The sequence below is a fragment of the Winslowiella toletana genome (assembly GCF_032164335.1).
Lineage (GTDB): Bacteria > Pseudomonadota > Gammaproteobacteria > Enterobacterales > Enterobacteriaceae > Erwinia > Erwinia toletana_A.
Genome location: NZ_CP134152.1, coordinates 363,901 through 378,867, shown reverse-complemented (window position 1 = coordinate 378,867; position 14,967 = coordinate 363,901). Strand labels below are relative to the sequence as shown.

At 54.1% G+C, this 14,967-nt stretch carries 14 protein-coding genes; 2 read left to right on the top strand and 12 right to left on the bottom strand.

Annotated features, from left to right (window positions below):
• Positions 1-18 precede the first annotated feature (18 nt).
• The 11 genes from RIN69_RS01670 to pilM all read right to left on the bottom strand — a co-directional run bounded on the left by RIN69_RS01670 (position 19) and on the right by pilM (position 9,088).
• The gene (locus RIN69_RS01670; RefSeq protein ID WP_313855165.1) at positions 19-696 is read right to left on the bottom strand and encodes a phosphoglycolate phosphatase; all 678 of its coding nucleotides are present in this window, start codon (positions 694-696) and stop codon (positions 19-21) included.
• Positions 680-1,366 carry a ribulose-phosphate 3-epimerase gene (gene rpe, locus RIN69_RS01665; RefSeq protein WP_313855163.1) on the bottom strand — a complete coding sequence of 229 codons (687 nt, stop codon included), beginning with the start codon at positions 1,364-1,366 and terminating at the stop codon, positions 680-682. The genes RIN69_RS01670 and rpe overlap by 17 nt, the downstream gene beginning before the upstream one ends.
• Positions 1,367-1,455: 89 nt before the next feature.
• Entirely contained in the window at positions 1,456-2,268 is an 813-nt protein-coding gene (dam, locus tag RIN69_RS01660) for an adenine-specific DNA-methyltransferase (protein WP_313855162.1), read from the bottom strand.
• Between the two features lie 101 nt (positions 2,269-2,369).
• The gene (locus RIN69_RS01655; protein ID WP_313855161.1) at positions 2,370-3,368 is read right to left on the bottom strand and encodes an SPOR domain-containing protein; all 999 of its coding nucleotides are present in this window, start codon (positions 3,366-3,368) and stop codon (positions 2,370-2,372) included.
• A gap of 88 nt (positions 3,369-3,456) precedes the next feature.
• Complete coding sequence (gene aroB, locus RIN69_RS01650) at positions 3,457-4,545, bottom strand: 3-dehydroquinate synthase (RefSeq protein WP_313855159.1); 1,089 nt, start codon at positions 4,543-4,545, stop codon at positions 3,457-3,459.
• Between the two features lie 193 nt (positions 4,546-4,738).
• A complete protein-coding gene (gene aroK / locus RIN69_RS01645; RefSeq protein ID WP_017802997.1) occupies positions 4,739-5,260 on the bottom strand; it encodes a shikimate kinase AroK in 522 nt (173 codons plus the stop codon).
• Between the two features lie 400 nt (positions 5,261-5,660).
• Entirely contained in the window at positions 5,661-6,908 is a 1,248-nt protein-coding gene (gene hofQ, locus RIN69_RS01640; protein WP_313855157.1) for a DNA uptake porin HofQ, read from the bottom strand.
• Complete coding sequence (locus RIN69_RS01635; RefSeq protein ID WP_313855156.1) at positions 6,850-7,236, bottom strand: HofP DNA utilization family protein; 387 nt, start codon at positions 7,234-7,236, stop codon at positions 6,850-6,852. Before RIN69_RS01635 ends, hofQ begins: the two co-directional genes overlap by 59 nt.
• A complete protein-coding gene (locus RIN69_RS01630; RefSeq protein ID WP_313855155.1) occupies positions 7,226-7,723 on the bottom strand; it encodes a HofO family protein in 498 nt (165 codons plus the stop codon). The genes RIN69_RS01635 and RIN69_RS01630 overlap by 11 nt, the downstream gene beginning before the upstream one ends.
• A complete protein-coding gene (locus RIN69_RS01625; protein WP_313855153.1) occupies positions 7,716-8,261 on the bottom strand; it encodes a PilN domain-containing protein in 546 nt (181 codons plus the stop codon). The genes RIN69_RS01630 and RIN69_RS01625 overlap by 8 nt, the downstream gene beginning before the upstream one ends.
• Positions 8,261-9,088 (bottom strand): pilus assembly protein PilM, encoded by an 828-nt coding sequence (gene pilM, locus RIN69_RS01620; RefSeq protein WP_313855152.1) that lies wholly within the window; start codon positions 9,086-9,088, stop codon positions 8,261-8,263. The genes RIN69_RS01625 and pilM overlap by 1 nt, the downstream gene beginning before the upstream one ends.
• Positions 9,089-9,225: 137 nt before the next feature.
• On the opposite strand from pilM, the gene mrcA reads away from it, so the two are divergent.
• On the top strand, positions 9,226-11,778 hold the full coding sequence (mrcA, locus tag RIN69_RS01615; RefSeq protein ID WP_313855151.1) for a peptidoglycan glycosyltransferase/peptidoglycan DD-transpeptidase MrcA: 2,553 nt from the start codon (positions 9,226-9,228) through the stop codon (positions 11,776-11,778).
• A gap of 41 nt (positions 11,779-11,819) precedes the next feature.
• Here mrcA and nudE read toward each other — a convergent pair whose 3' ends face one another.
• Entirely contained in the window at positions 11,820-12,386 is a 567-nt protein-coding gene (nudE, locus tag RIN69_RS01610) for an ADP compounds hydrolase NudE (RefSeq protein WP_313855150.1), read from the bottom strand.
• Between the two features lie 408 nt (positions 12,387-12,794).
• Between nudE and RIN69_RS01605 the strand changes: the two genes are divergently transcribed.
• Positions 12,795-14,933, top strand: coding sequence for an intracellular growth attenuator family protein (locus RIN69_RS01605; protein ID WP_313855149.1), 2,139 nt, complete (start codon positions 12,795-12,797; stop codon positions 14,931-14,933).
• Positions 14,934-14,967 lie beyond the last annotated feature (34 nt).

Sequence of the window (14,967 nt, the reverse complement as noted above, 5' to 3'; positions counted from 1 at the left end):
GCTTTTCTATCCTGATAATTACAGCCCTAACGCGGGCAGAAGATCGTTAAAATCGTCCAGAGCGAGGCTCGGATGGCTGGTAGTGATTGATTCACCATAGTTATAACCGAAGGTCATGCCCACACTGGGGCAGCCTGCCGCCTGTGCAGCCAGAATATCATTGCGCGAGTCACCGACAAACAGTAACTGGCCGGGCAACAGACCAAACTGACCTAAGACTAAAAACAGCGGTGCCGGATGCGGCTTTTTCACCACCACGTCGTCGCCGCCGATAATCAGCGAGAAGTGCTGAGCAATTCCCAGCGAACGCAGCAGTGGCTCGACAAACGGTGTGGGCTTGTTAGTGACCAGCGCCAGCGGCAGGTTGTGTTGCGACAGCGTTGCCAGCACCGTGGCAACATGCGGGAACAGCTTACTGCCACTTTCGACCGTTTGCGCATAATATTTATCAAACAGCGTGCGGGCGTCGCGTGCCTGGTCTTCGTGCGGCGCCTGGCCCAGCGCCCACGTCAGCGCGCGCTCAACCATAATATCAGCGCCATTACCGATCCAGGTAGCAATACGTTCGACGCCCGGAGCCGGAAGCTGCATCGCTTCCAGCGCCTGATCAAGTGCACTCGCCAGCCCGGGCGCGCTGTCAACCAGCGTACCGTCCAGATCGAATGCCAGCGCGCGTATATCAGTGAAATGAGCCATGATGCGATTTCTCCAGTTCATTGCGCATATCGTCGATCACTTTTTTGTAATCCGGATGACCAAAGATCGCCGAACCGGCAACAAACATATCCGCACCCGCTGCCGCGATTTCAGCAATGTTATCGATCTTCACACCACCATCGACTTCCAGACGAATATCGTAACCGCTGTTATCGATTAACTTGCGCGCCTGACGCAATTTATCCAGGGTGGCAGGAATAAATGACTGGCCGCCGAAGCCCGGATTCACTGACATCAGCAGGATGATATCGACTTTATCCATCACGTAATCAAGGTAGCTCAGTGGCGTAGCCGGATTGAATACCAGCCCGGCTTTACAGCCGTGCTCTCTGATCAGCTGCAACGAGCGATCCACGTGTAGAGAGGCTTCAGGATGGAAAGTGATGTAACTGGCACCGGCTTTAGCAAACTCCGGAATCAGACTGTCGACCGGCTTTACCATCAGGTGGACGTCAATCGGTGCAGTGATGCCATAGTCGCGCAGCGCTTTCAGCACCATCGGACCCATGGTCAGATTAGGTACATAATGATTATCCATTACGTCGAAATGCACTACATCGCCACCCGCTGCCAGTGCTTTAGCGGTATCTTCGCCAAGGCGGGCAAAATCTGCAGACAGAATTGATGGAGCCAGCAAAAATCGTTTCATCCGTTTCTCCCAATTGATGCGCCTGTAACCAGCACAGGCATAATTTCAAGGTCGGCGGACGAAACGCTCTATATTGCAGCCGTGCTGGTTTAGCTATAGAGCGCCAGTAATTCGTCCACTTTACTGCGACCACTAATACTTCTGCTGATTGACCGCCGCGCTTTCACCACATGCAGCACCGCATCCTGATACCAGAGACGCGTTAACTCGGTGTCATGATTAGAGATTAACACCGGAATGCCACTCTGCTGCGACAGCTTTGCCGCCAGCTCTGCCAGATGCTGCTGCTCAGGCAGACTGAAGCTGTTGGTGTGGTAGGCGGTGAAATTCGCCGTGGCCGACAGCGGTGCGTACGGCGGATCGCAATAGACTACCGAACCCGGACGCGCGTTATTCAGGGTAACATCGTACGATTCACAGACAAAGGTCGCTTTTTGCGCGCGCTCGGCAAACCAGTACAACTCATCTTCCGGGAAGTACGGTTTACGGTAGCGGCCAAACGGCACGTTAAATTCGCCACTGAGATTGTAACGGCATAAACCGTTGTAGCAGTGACGATTAAGATAAGTAAACAGTACGGCACGGCGATATACATCACGGCTGGCGTTAAACTCGCTGCGCCGCGCGTAATAAAAGTCAGCATCGTTCGCCTCTGGGGTGAACAGCTGGCGCGCATCGTTTACAAACTCAACGGTGCGAGTTTTCACGATGTTGTAGAGATTGATGAGATCGCTGTTGATATCAGCCAGCACGTAGTTGTCATAATCGGTGTTAAGAAACACCGATCCGGCCCCTACAAAAGGCTCAACTAAACAGTCTCCCTGCGGAAGATGACGTCGAATGTCGTCCAGAAGCGGGTATTTACCACCCGCCCATTTCAAAAAAGCGCGATTTTTTTTCATGCCGTCGTTATTACTTTTACTCTTCTGGCTGTGGATTGACCCGACAGCATATCTGCGCTTGAAATTCATGACGGGACCGTAGCACTACGGCCCCGACAGATTTAATTAACCGATTCCTTTTTCACCTGACTGACCGGTTTAACCCATGGACTCTGGGCACGAACCTCAGAAGGCAGTGAAGAGACAGCACGTTTGGCTTCGGCTGGTGTGGCATAAGAGCCGCTGACCAGCACATACCAGGGTTGACCGTTACGCGTGGTTTTATACACGTGATAGCCATTCAGATTCTGTTTTTTCGCCCAGGCATTTAGCGTGTCAGACCGTGAAGCACTGCTCAGCTGCAAGGTATAGTTTCCGCCGGGTACCGACTGGCTGCCAGCCGCTGGCGTGCTGTTACGGCTGGCGGTTGCTGCCGGCTTACTGGTTTCTTTTGCTGCCGGTTTGCTCGCAGCCGGCTTTTGCGTCGCCGGTTTATGCTGTTGCGTATTTGCCTGATGCTGCGCAGGTTTGGTCGCTGGCTTCGACGCTGGCTGAGTATTCTGATTACCGCCGGCAACCGTCGCCGGAGCAACAGGCAATGAACTGTTACCTGATGCGAAGTTATTCACTTCACCCTGCTGCGAATTGAGCGCATTGTTCAGATCGCCAGGCAGCTCAACACGCTGCTGATTCGCCGGAGCCTGGACTGGCTCAGCCTGAGTTGGCGTCGAGGAGATTGGCGGTGCACTCAGCGGCTGCTGAGAGGAATTCGCTGCATTCTGACCGAATGAGTCGGACTGCGCATTAGACGATGAGGATTGATCGTTATTCTGGCCGCTTATTGATGAGGAGCCGGAGAGATCAATATTCTTTTCGCCACCGTTGCCATTGCTGCCGGTATTACCGGTCACTGGCTGCTGAGCTTGCTTATCATCGCTCGGGCCATTCAGCGCCGAACCGATACCAATCACTAACAGCAGCAGCACGAGGATACCGATGCCCATCATCATATGCTGACGGGAAACCGCAATTTTCGGCGCCGAAGACGTTTTACGCGATCGCGTAGGGCGACGGTCACTGGTGTCAGGTTTTAACTCGTCTTCCGGTTTAAACTCGTCCATTACAACCTCCTCCCGTTTAAAAGCATACGCCGCTCATCTGTGTGGGCGGCGTCTGGATCATATGCAGGCCGGCAGCGCCGACGCTATTTTAAGATTTCTGGCAATCTTCAATCGCTGCCAGAACAATATCATGCGCAACACCGCCACGCACTTCGGCTTTGCCAATTGCGAGAGGTAACACCAGGCGTAATTCGCCGGCTAACACCTTCTTATCACGCATCATATGCGGTAAGTACTCCTGCGACTGCATGCTTTCCGGACCGTTAACCGGTAAACCGGCACGCGTCAGCAGGGCAATAATGCGATCGGTGTCCGCCGCACTAAACTGGCCGAGACGCTCAGCCGTGCGGGCCGCCATAACCATTCCGGCCGCAACCGCTTCTCCATGCAGCCAGTTACCGTAGCCCATATGCGCTTCAATGGCATGACCATAGGTATGACCAAGGTTCAACAGTGCGCGCAGGCCGGTTTCACGCTCATCGGCCGCAACCACTTCTGCTTTCAGCTCACAGCAGCGACGAATGCAATAGGCCATCGCAGTACCGTCCAGCGCCATCAGCGCATCAAGGTTCTGTTCCAGCCAGTCGAAGAAGTCGGCATCGAGGATAATGCCGTATTTGATCACTTCCGCCATGCCTGAAGCCAGTTCACGCGGCGGTAAGCTGTTGAGGCAGTCCAGATCGACAACCACCGAAGCTGGCTGGTAAAAAGCGCCGATCATATTCTTGCCAAGAGGATGGTTAACGGCGGTTTTTCCGCCAACCGAGGAGTCGACCTGAGAGAGTAAAGTGGTCGGCACCTGAATAAAGCGCACGCCGCGTTGATAGCTGGCGGCGGCGAAACCGGTCAGGTCGCCAATCACTCCGCCACCGAGGGCAATCAGAGTGGTATCGCGACCATGCGGTTTTTCCAGTAGCGCGGTAAATACCTGGTCCATAACCGCCAGGGTTTTATACTGTTCGCCATCAGGCAATATCACCTGATCGACCTTGATGTTCGCGCTTTCCAGCAGGTTACGCAGCTTGTCCAGATAGAGAGGAGCCAGCGTCTGGTTTGTCACCAGCATAGTCTGATCGCCCGCTTTCAGCGGCCAAAAAGAAGCCGGATCGTTAAACAGTCCGGCAGCGATGGTGATGGGGTAACTTCTGTCCCCCAGAGTGACGGTAATCCTCTCCATGACGCTGTATAACCCTATGTGCTATGCCCATTGTCTGGGCAGGTATGTACAACTGAGCTGAAATCGGCTGCGCTTCATGACTCGGCGTCAGACCAGTACGCAATACGCCGTTATCAGCAATAACGGGCGCAGGCTTACTGGTTCTGACCTCATCTGAAGCCGCACGTGCCCCATTCCAACGCGTTCACACTAATCAGTTCTTTTCCAACATATTAATGATCTGATTAGCGACTACTTTGGCACTTTGATCGTCGGTGCGAATCGTCACATCTGCAATCTCTTCATACAGCGGATTGCGTTCGTTCGCTAAAGCTTCCAGCACTTCACGCGGAGGCGAATCAACCTGCAGCAGCGGACGCTTTTTATCGCGTTGCGTGCGTGCCAGTTGTTTCTCAATAGTGGTTTCCAGGTACACCACAACGCCACGGGCGGAAAGACGATTACGGGTTTCACGTGATTTTACAGAACCGCCGCCAGTTGCCAGCACGATGCCCTGTTTTTCGGTGAGTTCATTAATGATTTTTTCTTCGCGATCACGAAAGCCTTCTTCGCCTTCAACGTCGAACACCCAGCCCACATCCGCTCCGGTACGTCGCTCAATTTCTTGATCGGAATCAAAAAATTCCATATTGAGTTGCTGAGCTAACTGACGACCAATAGTGCTTTTGCCGGCACCCATAGGCCCAACCAGAAAGATATTGCGTTTCTCTGCCATTTTTTCGGTATTACTAAGACAATTCGTTGATGATACCCCGCGTTCAACGATGCTGCCGCTGGCGGGACATGAACTGAAACCTCATGAGCGATAGTGCGAGAGTCAGACTGAAAATTATCTCAATACTCAAGGTCGTTTGGCAACCGAATAAATTGCCTGCTCACTGCGCGCTGACTTCGGCGCGTTTCAGTCCGCTTTATTTATCTGACCGATTTAACATGCATCGGAACGCTGCATTAGCGCGATATAAAACGGTTTATTGCATTTTCTGCAACCGGCACGATGGCCTAAAATTCAAAATCGCTAAACCTTGTAAGCTAATTCCGCTCTTGCGTCAAACGCATATGTTAGCAATCATTGAAAAAACGTCCAGCTAAGACGCTTTCCTGACAAAAAAACTTCATTCGTCACGGATCAACCGTGGAGTGATAAAAATGACCAGCTCACGGCGCTTCTGCTGGCGAACATCATGACGAAACAGCGCACCCAGTAGCGGAATATCTCCTAATAATGGCACTTTATCGCGTCCCGTCGAGTTCTGCTGCTGGAAAATACCGCCCAGCGCCAGCGTCTGACCATCTTTCAGGCTAATCTGGGTTTCAATCTCCTGCTTATCGATAGTCAGCACTTCAATTTCACCGCTGTGCAGGTTACGGCCGGGCACATTCTGGCTGATACGCAGTTTCAGCATAATTCGCCCATTGGGCTGCACCGAAGGCGTGACCTCCATGCCCAGCACCGCCTCCTTGAATTCAATCGTCGTCGCACCGTTGCTGCCGCTGGAAACTTCATAGGGAATTTCGGTGCCCTGTTTGATACTGGCAGGCTGTTGATGCGAGGTAAACAGACGTGGGCTGGCGATAATTTCAATCTGGTTTTCGCGCTCCAGCGCGCTTAACTCCAGATCGAGCAGGCGACCGTCCAGCCGCGCCAGACTGAATCCGGCGGTAAAAGTCGGTTTAGTGACGCCAAGATCGATCCCCAACTGGCTGGATCGCAATGCACGGGTAATCTGCTCTTCACTGCTTAATCCCCAGCTGACGCCCAGTTCACGCAGATTCTCTTCACTGATAGTCACGATATGCGCCGCCAGTTCAATTTGATCCAGCGGCACATCCAGCGCTCGCACCCACTGCTCGACTTGCTGCAGGGCAGAACGCGTATCACGCAGTAACAGCGCGTTTGTGCGGGTATCCACCGTAACGCTGCCGCGTGGCGTAAGAAGCTTATCCCGCTCGCTAAGCAGGCTGTTAATGACCGCCGAAGCATCGGCATAGAGTAACGTCAGCGTGCGCGTCTCCAGCGGCAGTTTTCGTTGCTGTTCTTCGCTGTGCTGCGCAGCACGCTGCTGCTTTTCCTGTTGCCAGCTTTCAGGATAAACCAGCATCACGTTGCCCTCGGTTTCGATATCGAGCTTCGCCATACGGGTGATTAAGGCCAGCGCCTGTTGCCATGAAACATCTTTCAGACGCAGCGACAGCGTGCCCTGCACGCCAGGAGCCACCATCAGATTAAGCTGCTGATAATCAGCCAGTGCCTGTAATACCCGTTCAACCGGGGCGTCATCAAATGCCAGTGTGATTGGTGCTTCACTGGCGCGGCTGCTGGTCATCAGCAACCACAGCATGGCGATGCCTATCCTTTTCATTGAAACGTCCTTTTAGTCGCAGGCTGAATTGCCCTTCTTCACAGCTTTGCGTGGCGCGAAAGCTGATACTTTGTCCATTGATCTCGCTGATCTGCCAGGGATAAACCGGAAAATGGCTTTCCGGCACGACCGCCAACACTTGCCCCTGCGGCGACAGCAGCCAGCCGCGCCAGTCGCTGTCACGGCCAATCACCCCCTGCAAATGCCACTGGCTGAGCGTCGGCAACTCAGTGACACAGCGGGCCTCCTGCGGAGCGACAAAGGGATCGCGCGCCTGCGCACTGGCGATCATCAGTGTTACCAGCCACAGCACCGGGCTACCCTTCATCACTGCTCCCCAGGCTGAGCGTCATCCGCAGCCGTTCCCCGCTGCGCTGGAGCTGAAAAGTATTGACGGCAATCGGCGGCTGGCGGGAAGCAAGATACGCCATCAATTGTTGAAACTGCGGCCAGCTCAGCTGTAGCGTCAATGCACTATCCTGAGTACCGGGCTGCCAGGCCTCAAGCGCCGTAACCTGTGCAGTTAACGACACCAGAGAAAATGCCTGTTCGCCCGTACCGAGCAGTACAGCACGCAACTGCTGATTGTGCTGCTGCTGCGTCAGCAGCACCGGCTGGCTGCGTAAATGCACCAGCTGTGACTGATAATGCATCAGCCGCTGTTGGTACTGATGAATCAGTGCCTGACGCTGCTGTTGCAGCGGTTGCAGCCACCATCCGGCCAGTAATATCAGTAACAGCACCGGCATCGTCAGCACGGTTATCCACTGCCAGAAAGGTGAGGCATATTGCCAGCGCAGTAGCCACTCACTCATGCGCAGATTCCTCCTGCATGCTGGCGAGCAGGCTGAAATGCATTTCACCACCTGCTTGTCGCTGCACCGGGCCATGCTTCACCTGCTGAAACAGCGCCTGCTGCTCTAGCTGCTGGCGAAAATCGCTGATGTCAGCCATCTGCTGACCACTCCCGCTGACGCTGAATCCCGATATCGCCTTGTTGATGCCGGTAAGCCACACTCCCTCCGGCATCAGCTGCGGCAACGCCAGCGCAAACTGATACCACTGCTGATTATGCTGCCGTCTCTGCTGTTGCTGGCTCTGAACCGCCAGCAAGCGCTGGTGCTCCTGTTGCGCCTGTGCCAGCTTGTATGCCAGCGCGTCAGCCAATGCTATCGCCGCCTGGCGCTGGCTCAGCCGCTGCTGCCAGAACTGATTGCTGGTCGCTAAATCATTATGCAGCCACGCTATCGCCATCAGACCAGGCACGGTTATGCCTGTCAGAGCCCACAGCCACTGGCGTTGACGCTGTGCCCGCTGCTGTTCACGCCAGTGCAGCAGATTTACCCACACCATCAGCAATCCTCCGGACGCAGCGCCAGCCCGGCAGCCAGCGCAAAACTGCCGCTGCTGTGCGGCAATGGCGGTTGCATAAGTTGCAGTGCATCGAGCGGCAGCAGGTCACGCGCTCCCTCAGGCAAACTATCGGCTTCAAGCGCGCTGTAATAGATAACCGTGGCAGCAGGCAGATAGCGCTGGCGCAGCGCACGGTAATCAGCGGCGTCATCCAGCGTGCACCAACCGCAAGGCTGCTGTTTATCCTGCGGCGAAAACCACAGCCAGTGATCGGCCAGCCGATGGACCAGCGTCGCAGCCTGATCGAGCGCCAGCGCCAGTGCCAGCGAGCGCAACGCCGCAGCGGTTAACTCAAAAACCTGCGGCAGCAGCTCAGCCTGAGCCAGGCACGCCAGCCACTGTTCCAGCATTTCTCGCCGTGCTGCCGTCACGCATAGCTGACCGGGATAGTCCGGCGATTCACGGTAATCCAGCGCCAGCGCATCCAACTCAATTGGGAAAAATCGTCTCGCCGCCGCGCGCACATAACTGTTACGCTCCGGTTCGCGTAATGGCTGGCGCGGCAGGTCAATCTGGCGCTGCAACACCAGCTGAGGCGGGAAGCCAACGCGCAGCGAGATATGGCGGGGAAGCTGCTTACGCCAGCATTGCAGTACTGCGGTTAGTTCGGCAGAACGTTGCAGTGCGCCGTTTCTTAACGTATCTTTCGGCAGCGCATGTTGCCACCAGTGGCGCAACTGCCAGCCGTTACGACGGCGCTGGATGCCTAAGGCACAGAGCTGTCCGTTCTGAATATCCAGTCCAATTTGCCATGTCTGAAAAGCCATTTCGCGCGATCTCCATATCGTCAGAGGTTGTTATCCGGTTTCGGGTACGAAGGATGTATCAAAGCTACTGGCTTGCCTTTATACTACCGCGCGATTGTTTATAAACTGCCCAATCGACATTAAATGGGAAATCTCAGGTGAAGTTCGTAAAGTATTTTTTGATCCTTGCAGTGTGTTGCATTTTGCTGGGAGCCGGCTCGGTTTATGGCTTGTATAAGTACATTGAACCGCAGCTACCCGATGTGAACACGCTGAAAGACGTCCGGTTGCAGACCCCTATGCAGGTCTACAGTGCCGAAGGCGATCTGATTGCACAATACGGTGAAAAACGCCGTGTGCCGCTGACTATCGAGCAAATGCCACCAGAAATGGTTAAGGCGTTTATTGCCACGGAAGACAGCCGTTTCTATGAACATCACGGTGTCGATCCTATCGGTATCTTCCGTGCTGCCAGCATTGCGCTGATGTCCGGTCACGCCTCGCAGGGTGCCAGTACCATCACTCAGCAGCTGGCACGTAACTTCTTCCTCAGCCCGGAACGCACGCTGATGCGTAAAATTAAGGAAGCGTTTCTGGCGATCCGCATTGAGCAATTGCTGAATAAAGACGAAATTCTTGAGCTGTATCTGAACAAGATTTATCTCGGCTACCGTGCTTATGGTGTTGGCGCAGCGGCACAGGTCTATTTCGGTAAAAACGTAGACCAGCTGACGCTGAGCGAAATGGCAATGATTGCCGGTCTGCCGAAAGCGCCGTCGACCTTCAACCCGCTGTACTCGCACGATCGTGCGGTGTCACGCCGTAATGTGGTGCTGGCGCGTATGCTGGATCAAAACTACATCAGTCAGTCACAGTACAACGAAGCCCGTAACGAACCACTGGTAGCCAGCTATCACGGACCTGAAATTGTCTTCTCGGCGCCATATCTGACCGAGATGGTGCGCCAGGAGATGATCAAGCGCTACGGTGAAAATGCTTACACTGACGGCTTTAAAGTCTACACCACCGTTACCCGCAGGCTACAAACGGCGGCGCAGGAATCCGTTCGCAATAACGTAATGGCTTACGATATGCGTCACGGCTACCGCGGCCCGTCAAATGTGCTGTGGAAGGCTGGTGAAGCCGCCTGGGACAATACAGAAATACTGAAAACCCTGAAGGCGCTTCCGGTTTACGGACCGCTGATCCCGGCGGTAGTCACTGCGGCTAACAACGATGAAGCCACCGTGCTGATGCGCGATGGCAACAGCGTGTCGATCGGCATGGCCGGAATGCGCTGGGCGCGCCCTTTCAAATCGGATACCCAGCAGGGTGCTACGCCGCGCAGCGTGACCCAGGTCGTTCAGCCGGGCCAGCAGATTTGGGTTCGCAAAGTTGATAACGACTGGTGGCTGGGACAAGTACCGGATGTCAACTCGGCACTGGTATCACTCAACCCTAAAGATGGTGCGGTACGCGCCCTGGTTGGCGGTTTTGACTTCAACCAGAGCAAATTTAACCGTGCGACTCAGGCACTGCGCCAGGCCGGTTCTAACATCAAACCGTTCTTGTATACCGCCGCGATGGACCGGGGTTTAACCCTCGCCTCAATCCTTAACGATGTGCCCATTTCTCGCTGGGATGCGGGTGCCGGTTCAGACTGGCGTCCGAAAAACTCCCCGGCGCGCTATGATGGCCCAATCCGTCTGCGTCAAGGCTTGGGTGAATCGAAGAACGTGGTGATGGTTCGCGCCATGCGCGCGATGGGTGTCGATTACGCGGCGGAATACCTGCAACGCTTTGGCTTCCCGGCACAGAATATCGTGCATACTGAATCGCTGGCACTGGGTTCAGCTTCGTTTACCCCACTGCAGTTAGTGCGCGGCTATGCGGTTATGGCTAACGGTGGCTTCCTGATAGACCCTTATTTCATCAGCAAAATCGAGAATGAACAGGGTGACGTGCTGTTTGAAGTGAAGCCAAAAGTGGCCTGTCCTGAGTGCAATCTGCCAGTGATTTACGGTGAAACCAAAAAAGCACTGGCGATGAACGAAGACAGCGTGGAGAACGTGGCGGTTTCACAAGAAAACCGTAATGTCGCAGTACCGCAGCCACAGCTTGAGCAGGTGCCGGGTGGCCAGCCCCAGCAGGATGGCGAGCAGCTGTATGCACCACACGTGATCAACACACCGCTGTCGTTCCTGATTAAAAGCGCGCTGAACAGTAATATCTTTGGCGAACCAGGCTGGATGGGAACCGGCTGGCGTGCCGGGCGTGATCTGAAACGTAATGATATCGGCGGTAAAACCGGTACCACGAACAGTTCAAAAGATGCCTGGTTCTCGGGCTATGGCCCAGGCGTGGTGACATCGGTATGGATTGGTTTTGACGATCATCGTCGCGATCTGGGTCGTACCACCGCTTCAGGTGCTATCCCTGACCAGATCTCTGGTTATGAAGGCGGAGCAAAAAGCGCTCAGCCAGCATGGGACAGCTTTATGAAATCGGCGCTGGATGGCGTTCCGGTAGAGCCGCTTACTCCGCCAGAAGGCGTGGTGACGGTGAATATCGATCGCAGCACCGGTAAGCTGGCTAATGGCGGTAACAGCCGTGCGGAATACTTTATCGATGGCACACAGCCAACCGAATACTCCGTGCACGATGTCGGCACCACCCTGATGGATAATGGCGAAAGTCACGAATTGTTCTGAGGGTAACAGGGGCGGCGGCAACGTCGCCCCTGGATCTGTTGTCAGTAATCCAGCCTGCCCTGCTTCACTAACCACTCCCGCACCAGGAACAGCGCACTGACATTGCGCGCCTCACGAAAATCCGGCTCTTCCAGCAGCGCCAGCAAATTATCCAGCGGCCAGCGCGTCAGCGGCAACGGTTCTGGCTCATCACCTTCCAGCTTTTCCGGATAAAGCCCCTCAGCCACTACGATGTTCATCTTGCTGGAGAAGTAAGATGGCGCCATGGTCAGCTTGCTGAGTGTCTCCAGTTCGCTTGCGCCAAAGCCCGCCTCTTCCTTCAGCTCACGATTCGCCGCTTCAAACACCGATTCACCCGGATCGATCAGTCCCTTGGGAAAACCCAGTTCATAGCTTTCCAGACCGACGGCATACTCCTGGATTAAAATCAGGTGATTATCAATAATTGGCACAATCATCACCGCTTCACGACCGGAAGGGCGCATGCGTTCATAGACCCGGCGCGCACCATTGCTGAATACCAGGTCGACTGCTTCAACGGTAAATAACCGCGAGCGCGCAACTGTTTCTACGTTAAGGATTTCAGGTTTCTGTAATTGTCTGGTCATAATGGCCCCAGGGAAAAGCCGAATAAGGTGCATCTTCGCCATTGTGAAGCGAAGCGCAGAATGTGATTAAATTCCATTGTGCGATAGCCACCAGCGGAATCCAATCATCGCATGCTTTAATTTACTTTCTTATAACAAATGGTTGTAAATGCTAAGAAAAAGTTTTGCATAAATCACCGTTTTGGCGATAAAAATAGGACTATGCCGATACTTAAATACAGACATGCCTGGTAACATCTGCACAAGGCTTACTGTAAAAACCCTCTAATTTTATGATTTTGTGCGCTATTTTGTATGTAAGGCCAGTTACCAGTTCTGCCCTGCCACGCCAAAATTAACCTTAAGATATAATGTATGCAGGAATGAGCAAGACTGTGACGGGAGTACATTGGCTGGGATGAGCAAAGCATGAGCACAATAGTCATCATATTGGCTGTAATGCTAACCTGTTCGATCGTAGCAGGTTGTTTCTTTTGGTACGCTATGCGGCATCGTCCGCCGTTGGCGAAACCACTGCCGTTTGTCAGTCCCCCTCACCGTAAACTTACCGATGAAGAACGCGCTGCCGTCGAACGCTACCTCGCATCGCTGACGAAGAACGCTGCCAGTAAACTGCCAGGTGGAACCAGCGCCTCTCCGGTAAAACTGGCGCTTAACTCGCAAAGCAGCAATGTCTATCCGGTTACCCGAGCGATTACCCGTTACGGACTCTCCACCGATGAGCCGCATAAATGGCGCTATTACCTTGATGCAGTTGAAGTTCATCTGCCGCCATTGTGGGAACAGCATATCGCCGATGAGAACTATGTTGAGCTGATTAAAACGCAGACCATCCCGCTGGTGATCTCCCTTAACGGCCATTCGCTGACCAGCTACGCCTTTGAACAGCCCGCGCTGCCACCGATGGTGCGCCCACTGGCACCTAACGCGTCAATTCGTAAAGAAGAAGGCGAAAATATTGAGCTGCTCAACATTCGTAAAGAGACGATTGAAGAGTACAGCCTGTCGCGGCCAGAGGGCACCCGTGAAGCGGTAGTGATTGGCTGCGCCCTGCTGATGTTCTTTATCAGCCTGATCTCTCCTGCGCTGCTGATGCCGTGGTTGATAAGCGCCGGTATTGTGATGATCGCCGTCAGTTGCTGGTTTTTGTATCGTCGCCCATCGGAAAAAGACCTGCGCGAGATTCACTGCCTGCGCGGTGCGCCGAAACGCTGGGGGCTGTTTAGTGAGTCTAATCAGGGTCAGATCAGTAATATCTCTTTGGGCATTATCGATCTGATTTATCCGCCACACTGGCAGCCTTACGTTAATCACGATTTAGGCCAGACCACCGAAGTAGATATCTATCTTAATTGCCAGGTAGTACGCCAGGGGCGCTTCCTGTCATTGCAGGATGAAGTACGTAATTTTCCCATTCAGCGCTGGAGAAAAAATCTGGTGCTGGCCTGCGGCTCGCTGCTGGTACTGGTGCTGCTGGTCAGCTGGATACCGCTCAGCATGCCAATCAAGCTGAGTATGGCGTGGATTAAAGGCACCGAAAGCATCAAGGTGACGACGGTTGACGATCTGCAGAAAATTTCACTGCGGGTTGGCGACAGCTTGCATGCCAGCGGTAGCGGCATGTGCTCAGTGCCCGCCAACTATCAGAGCAACCGCACTTACGCCTTTATGCCGTTCGACTGTTCGGCGATCTACTGGAATAATGCCGCACCGTTGCCACAGCCGCAGTCTGAGATCATTGATAAAGCCACCGCTTTACAGCTGACAACCAATCAGCAACTGCATCCGCAAACCAGTACCGATCCCAAACTAAACCCACAGTTGGCTACTGCCATTCAGAAATCAGGTATGATTCTGCTGGATGACTTTTCGGACCTGGTGGTAAAAACGCAGGACCTGTGTAGCCAGCCGCAGGACTGTGTGCGCCTGAAGAACGCGCTGGTTAATCTTGGTAATGCTAAAGACTGGGAAACGCTGATTGGTCGGGCAAATTCCGGTGCGCTGAACGGCATGAACGTGCTGTTACGGCCGGTCAGTGCGGAGGCGCTGGAAAACCTGGTAAACACCGCCACCTCCTCTTTCTTCTATCGCGAAACTCATCGCGCGGCGGAAGCGCTGAACAGCCCACCTCCGGGTGGTTTCCTGATTATCAGTGATGAAGGCCGCCAGCTGGTCAGCCAGCCGCAGCCAGCGGTTTCGCTGTTTGATTATAATGCGCCGGATCAGTGGAATGAGCTGCAACGATTGTCATCAATGCTGTTGCATACGCCGTTTAGCGCTTCCGGTATTATCACCAGTATCACTACCGATGCGAACGGCACTCAGCACGTTGCGCTGCACAATGAGCCGGACGCCCTTAGCCTGTGGCGCTACCTCGGCACCAGTTTACTGCTGTTAATCGTCAGCATCACTCTGCTGGTAAACAGCCTGCTGGCACTGAAGCGAATGCACCGAAATCGTACGCGGATGGTCGAAATACAGCGCTATTACGAACACTGCTTTAACCACTCGCTGACCTCCATTCAGGCGGTACGGCCGCTGTTCTGACCGCTAAGTAACTGTGCTACCCTGTCGCCCGGTT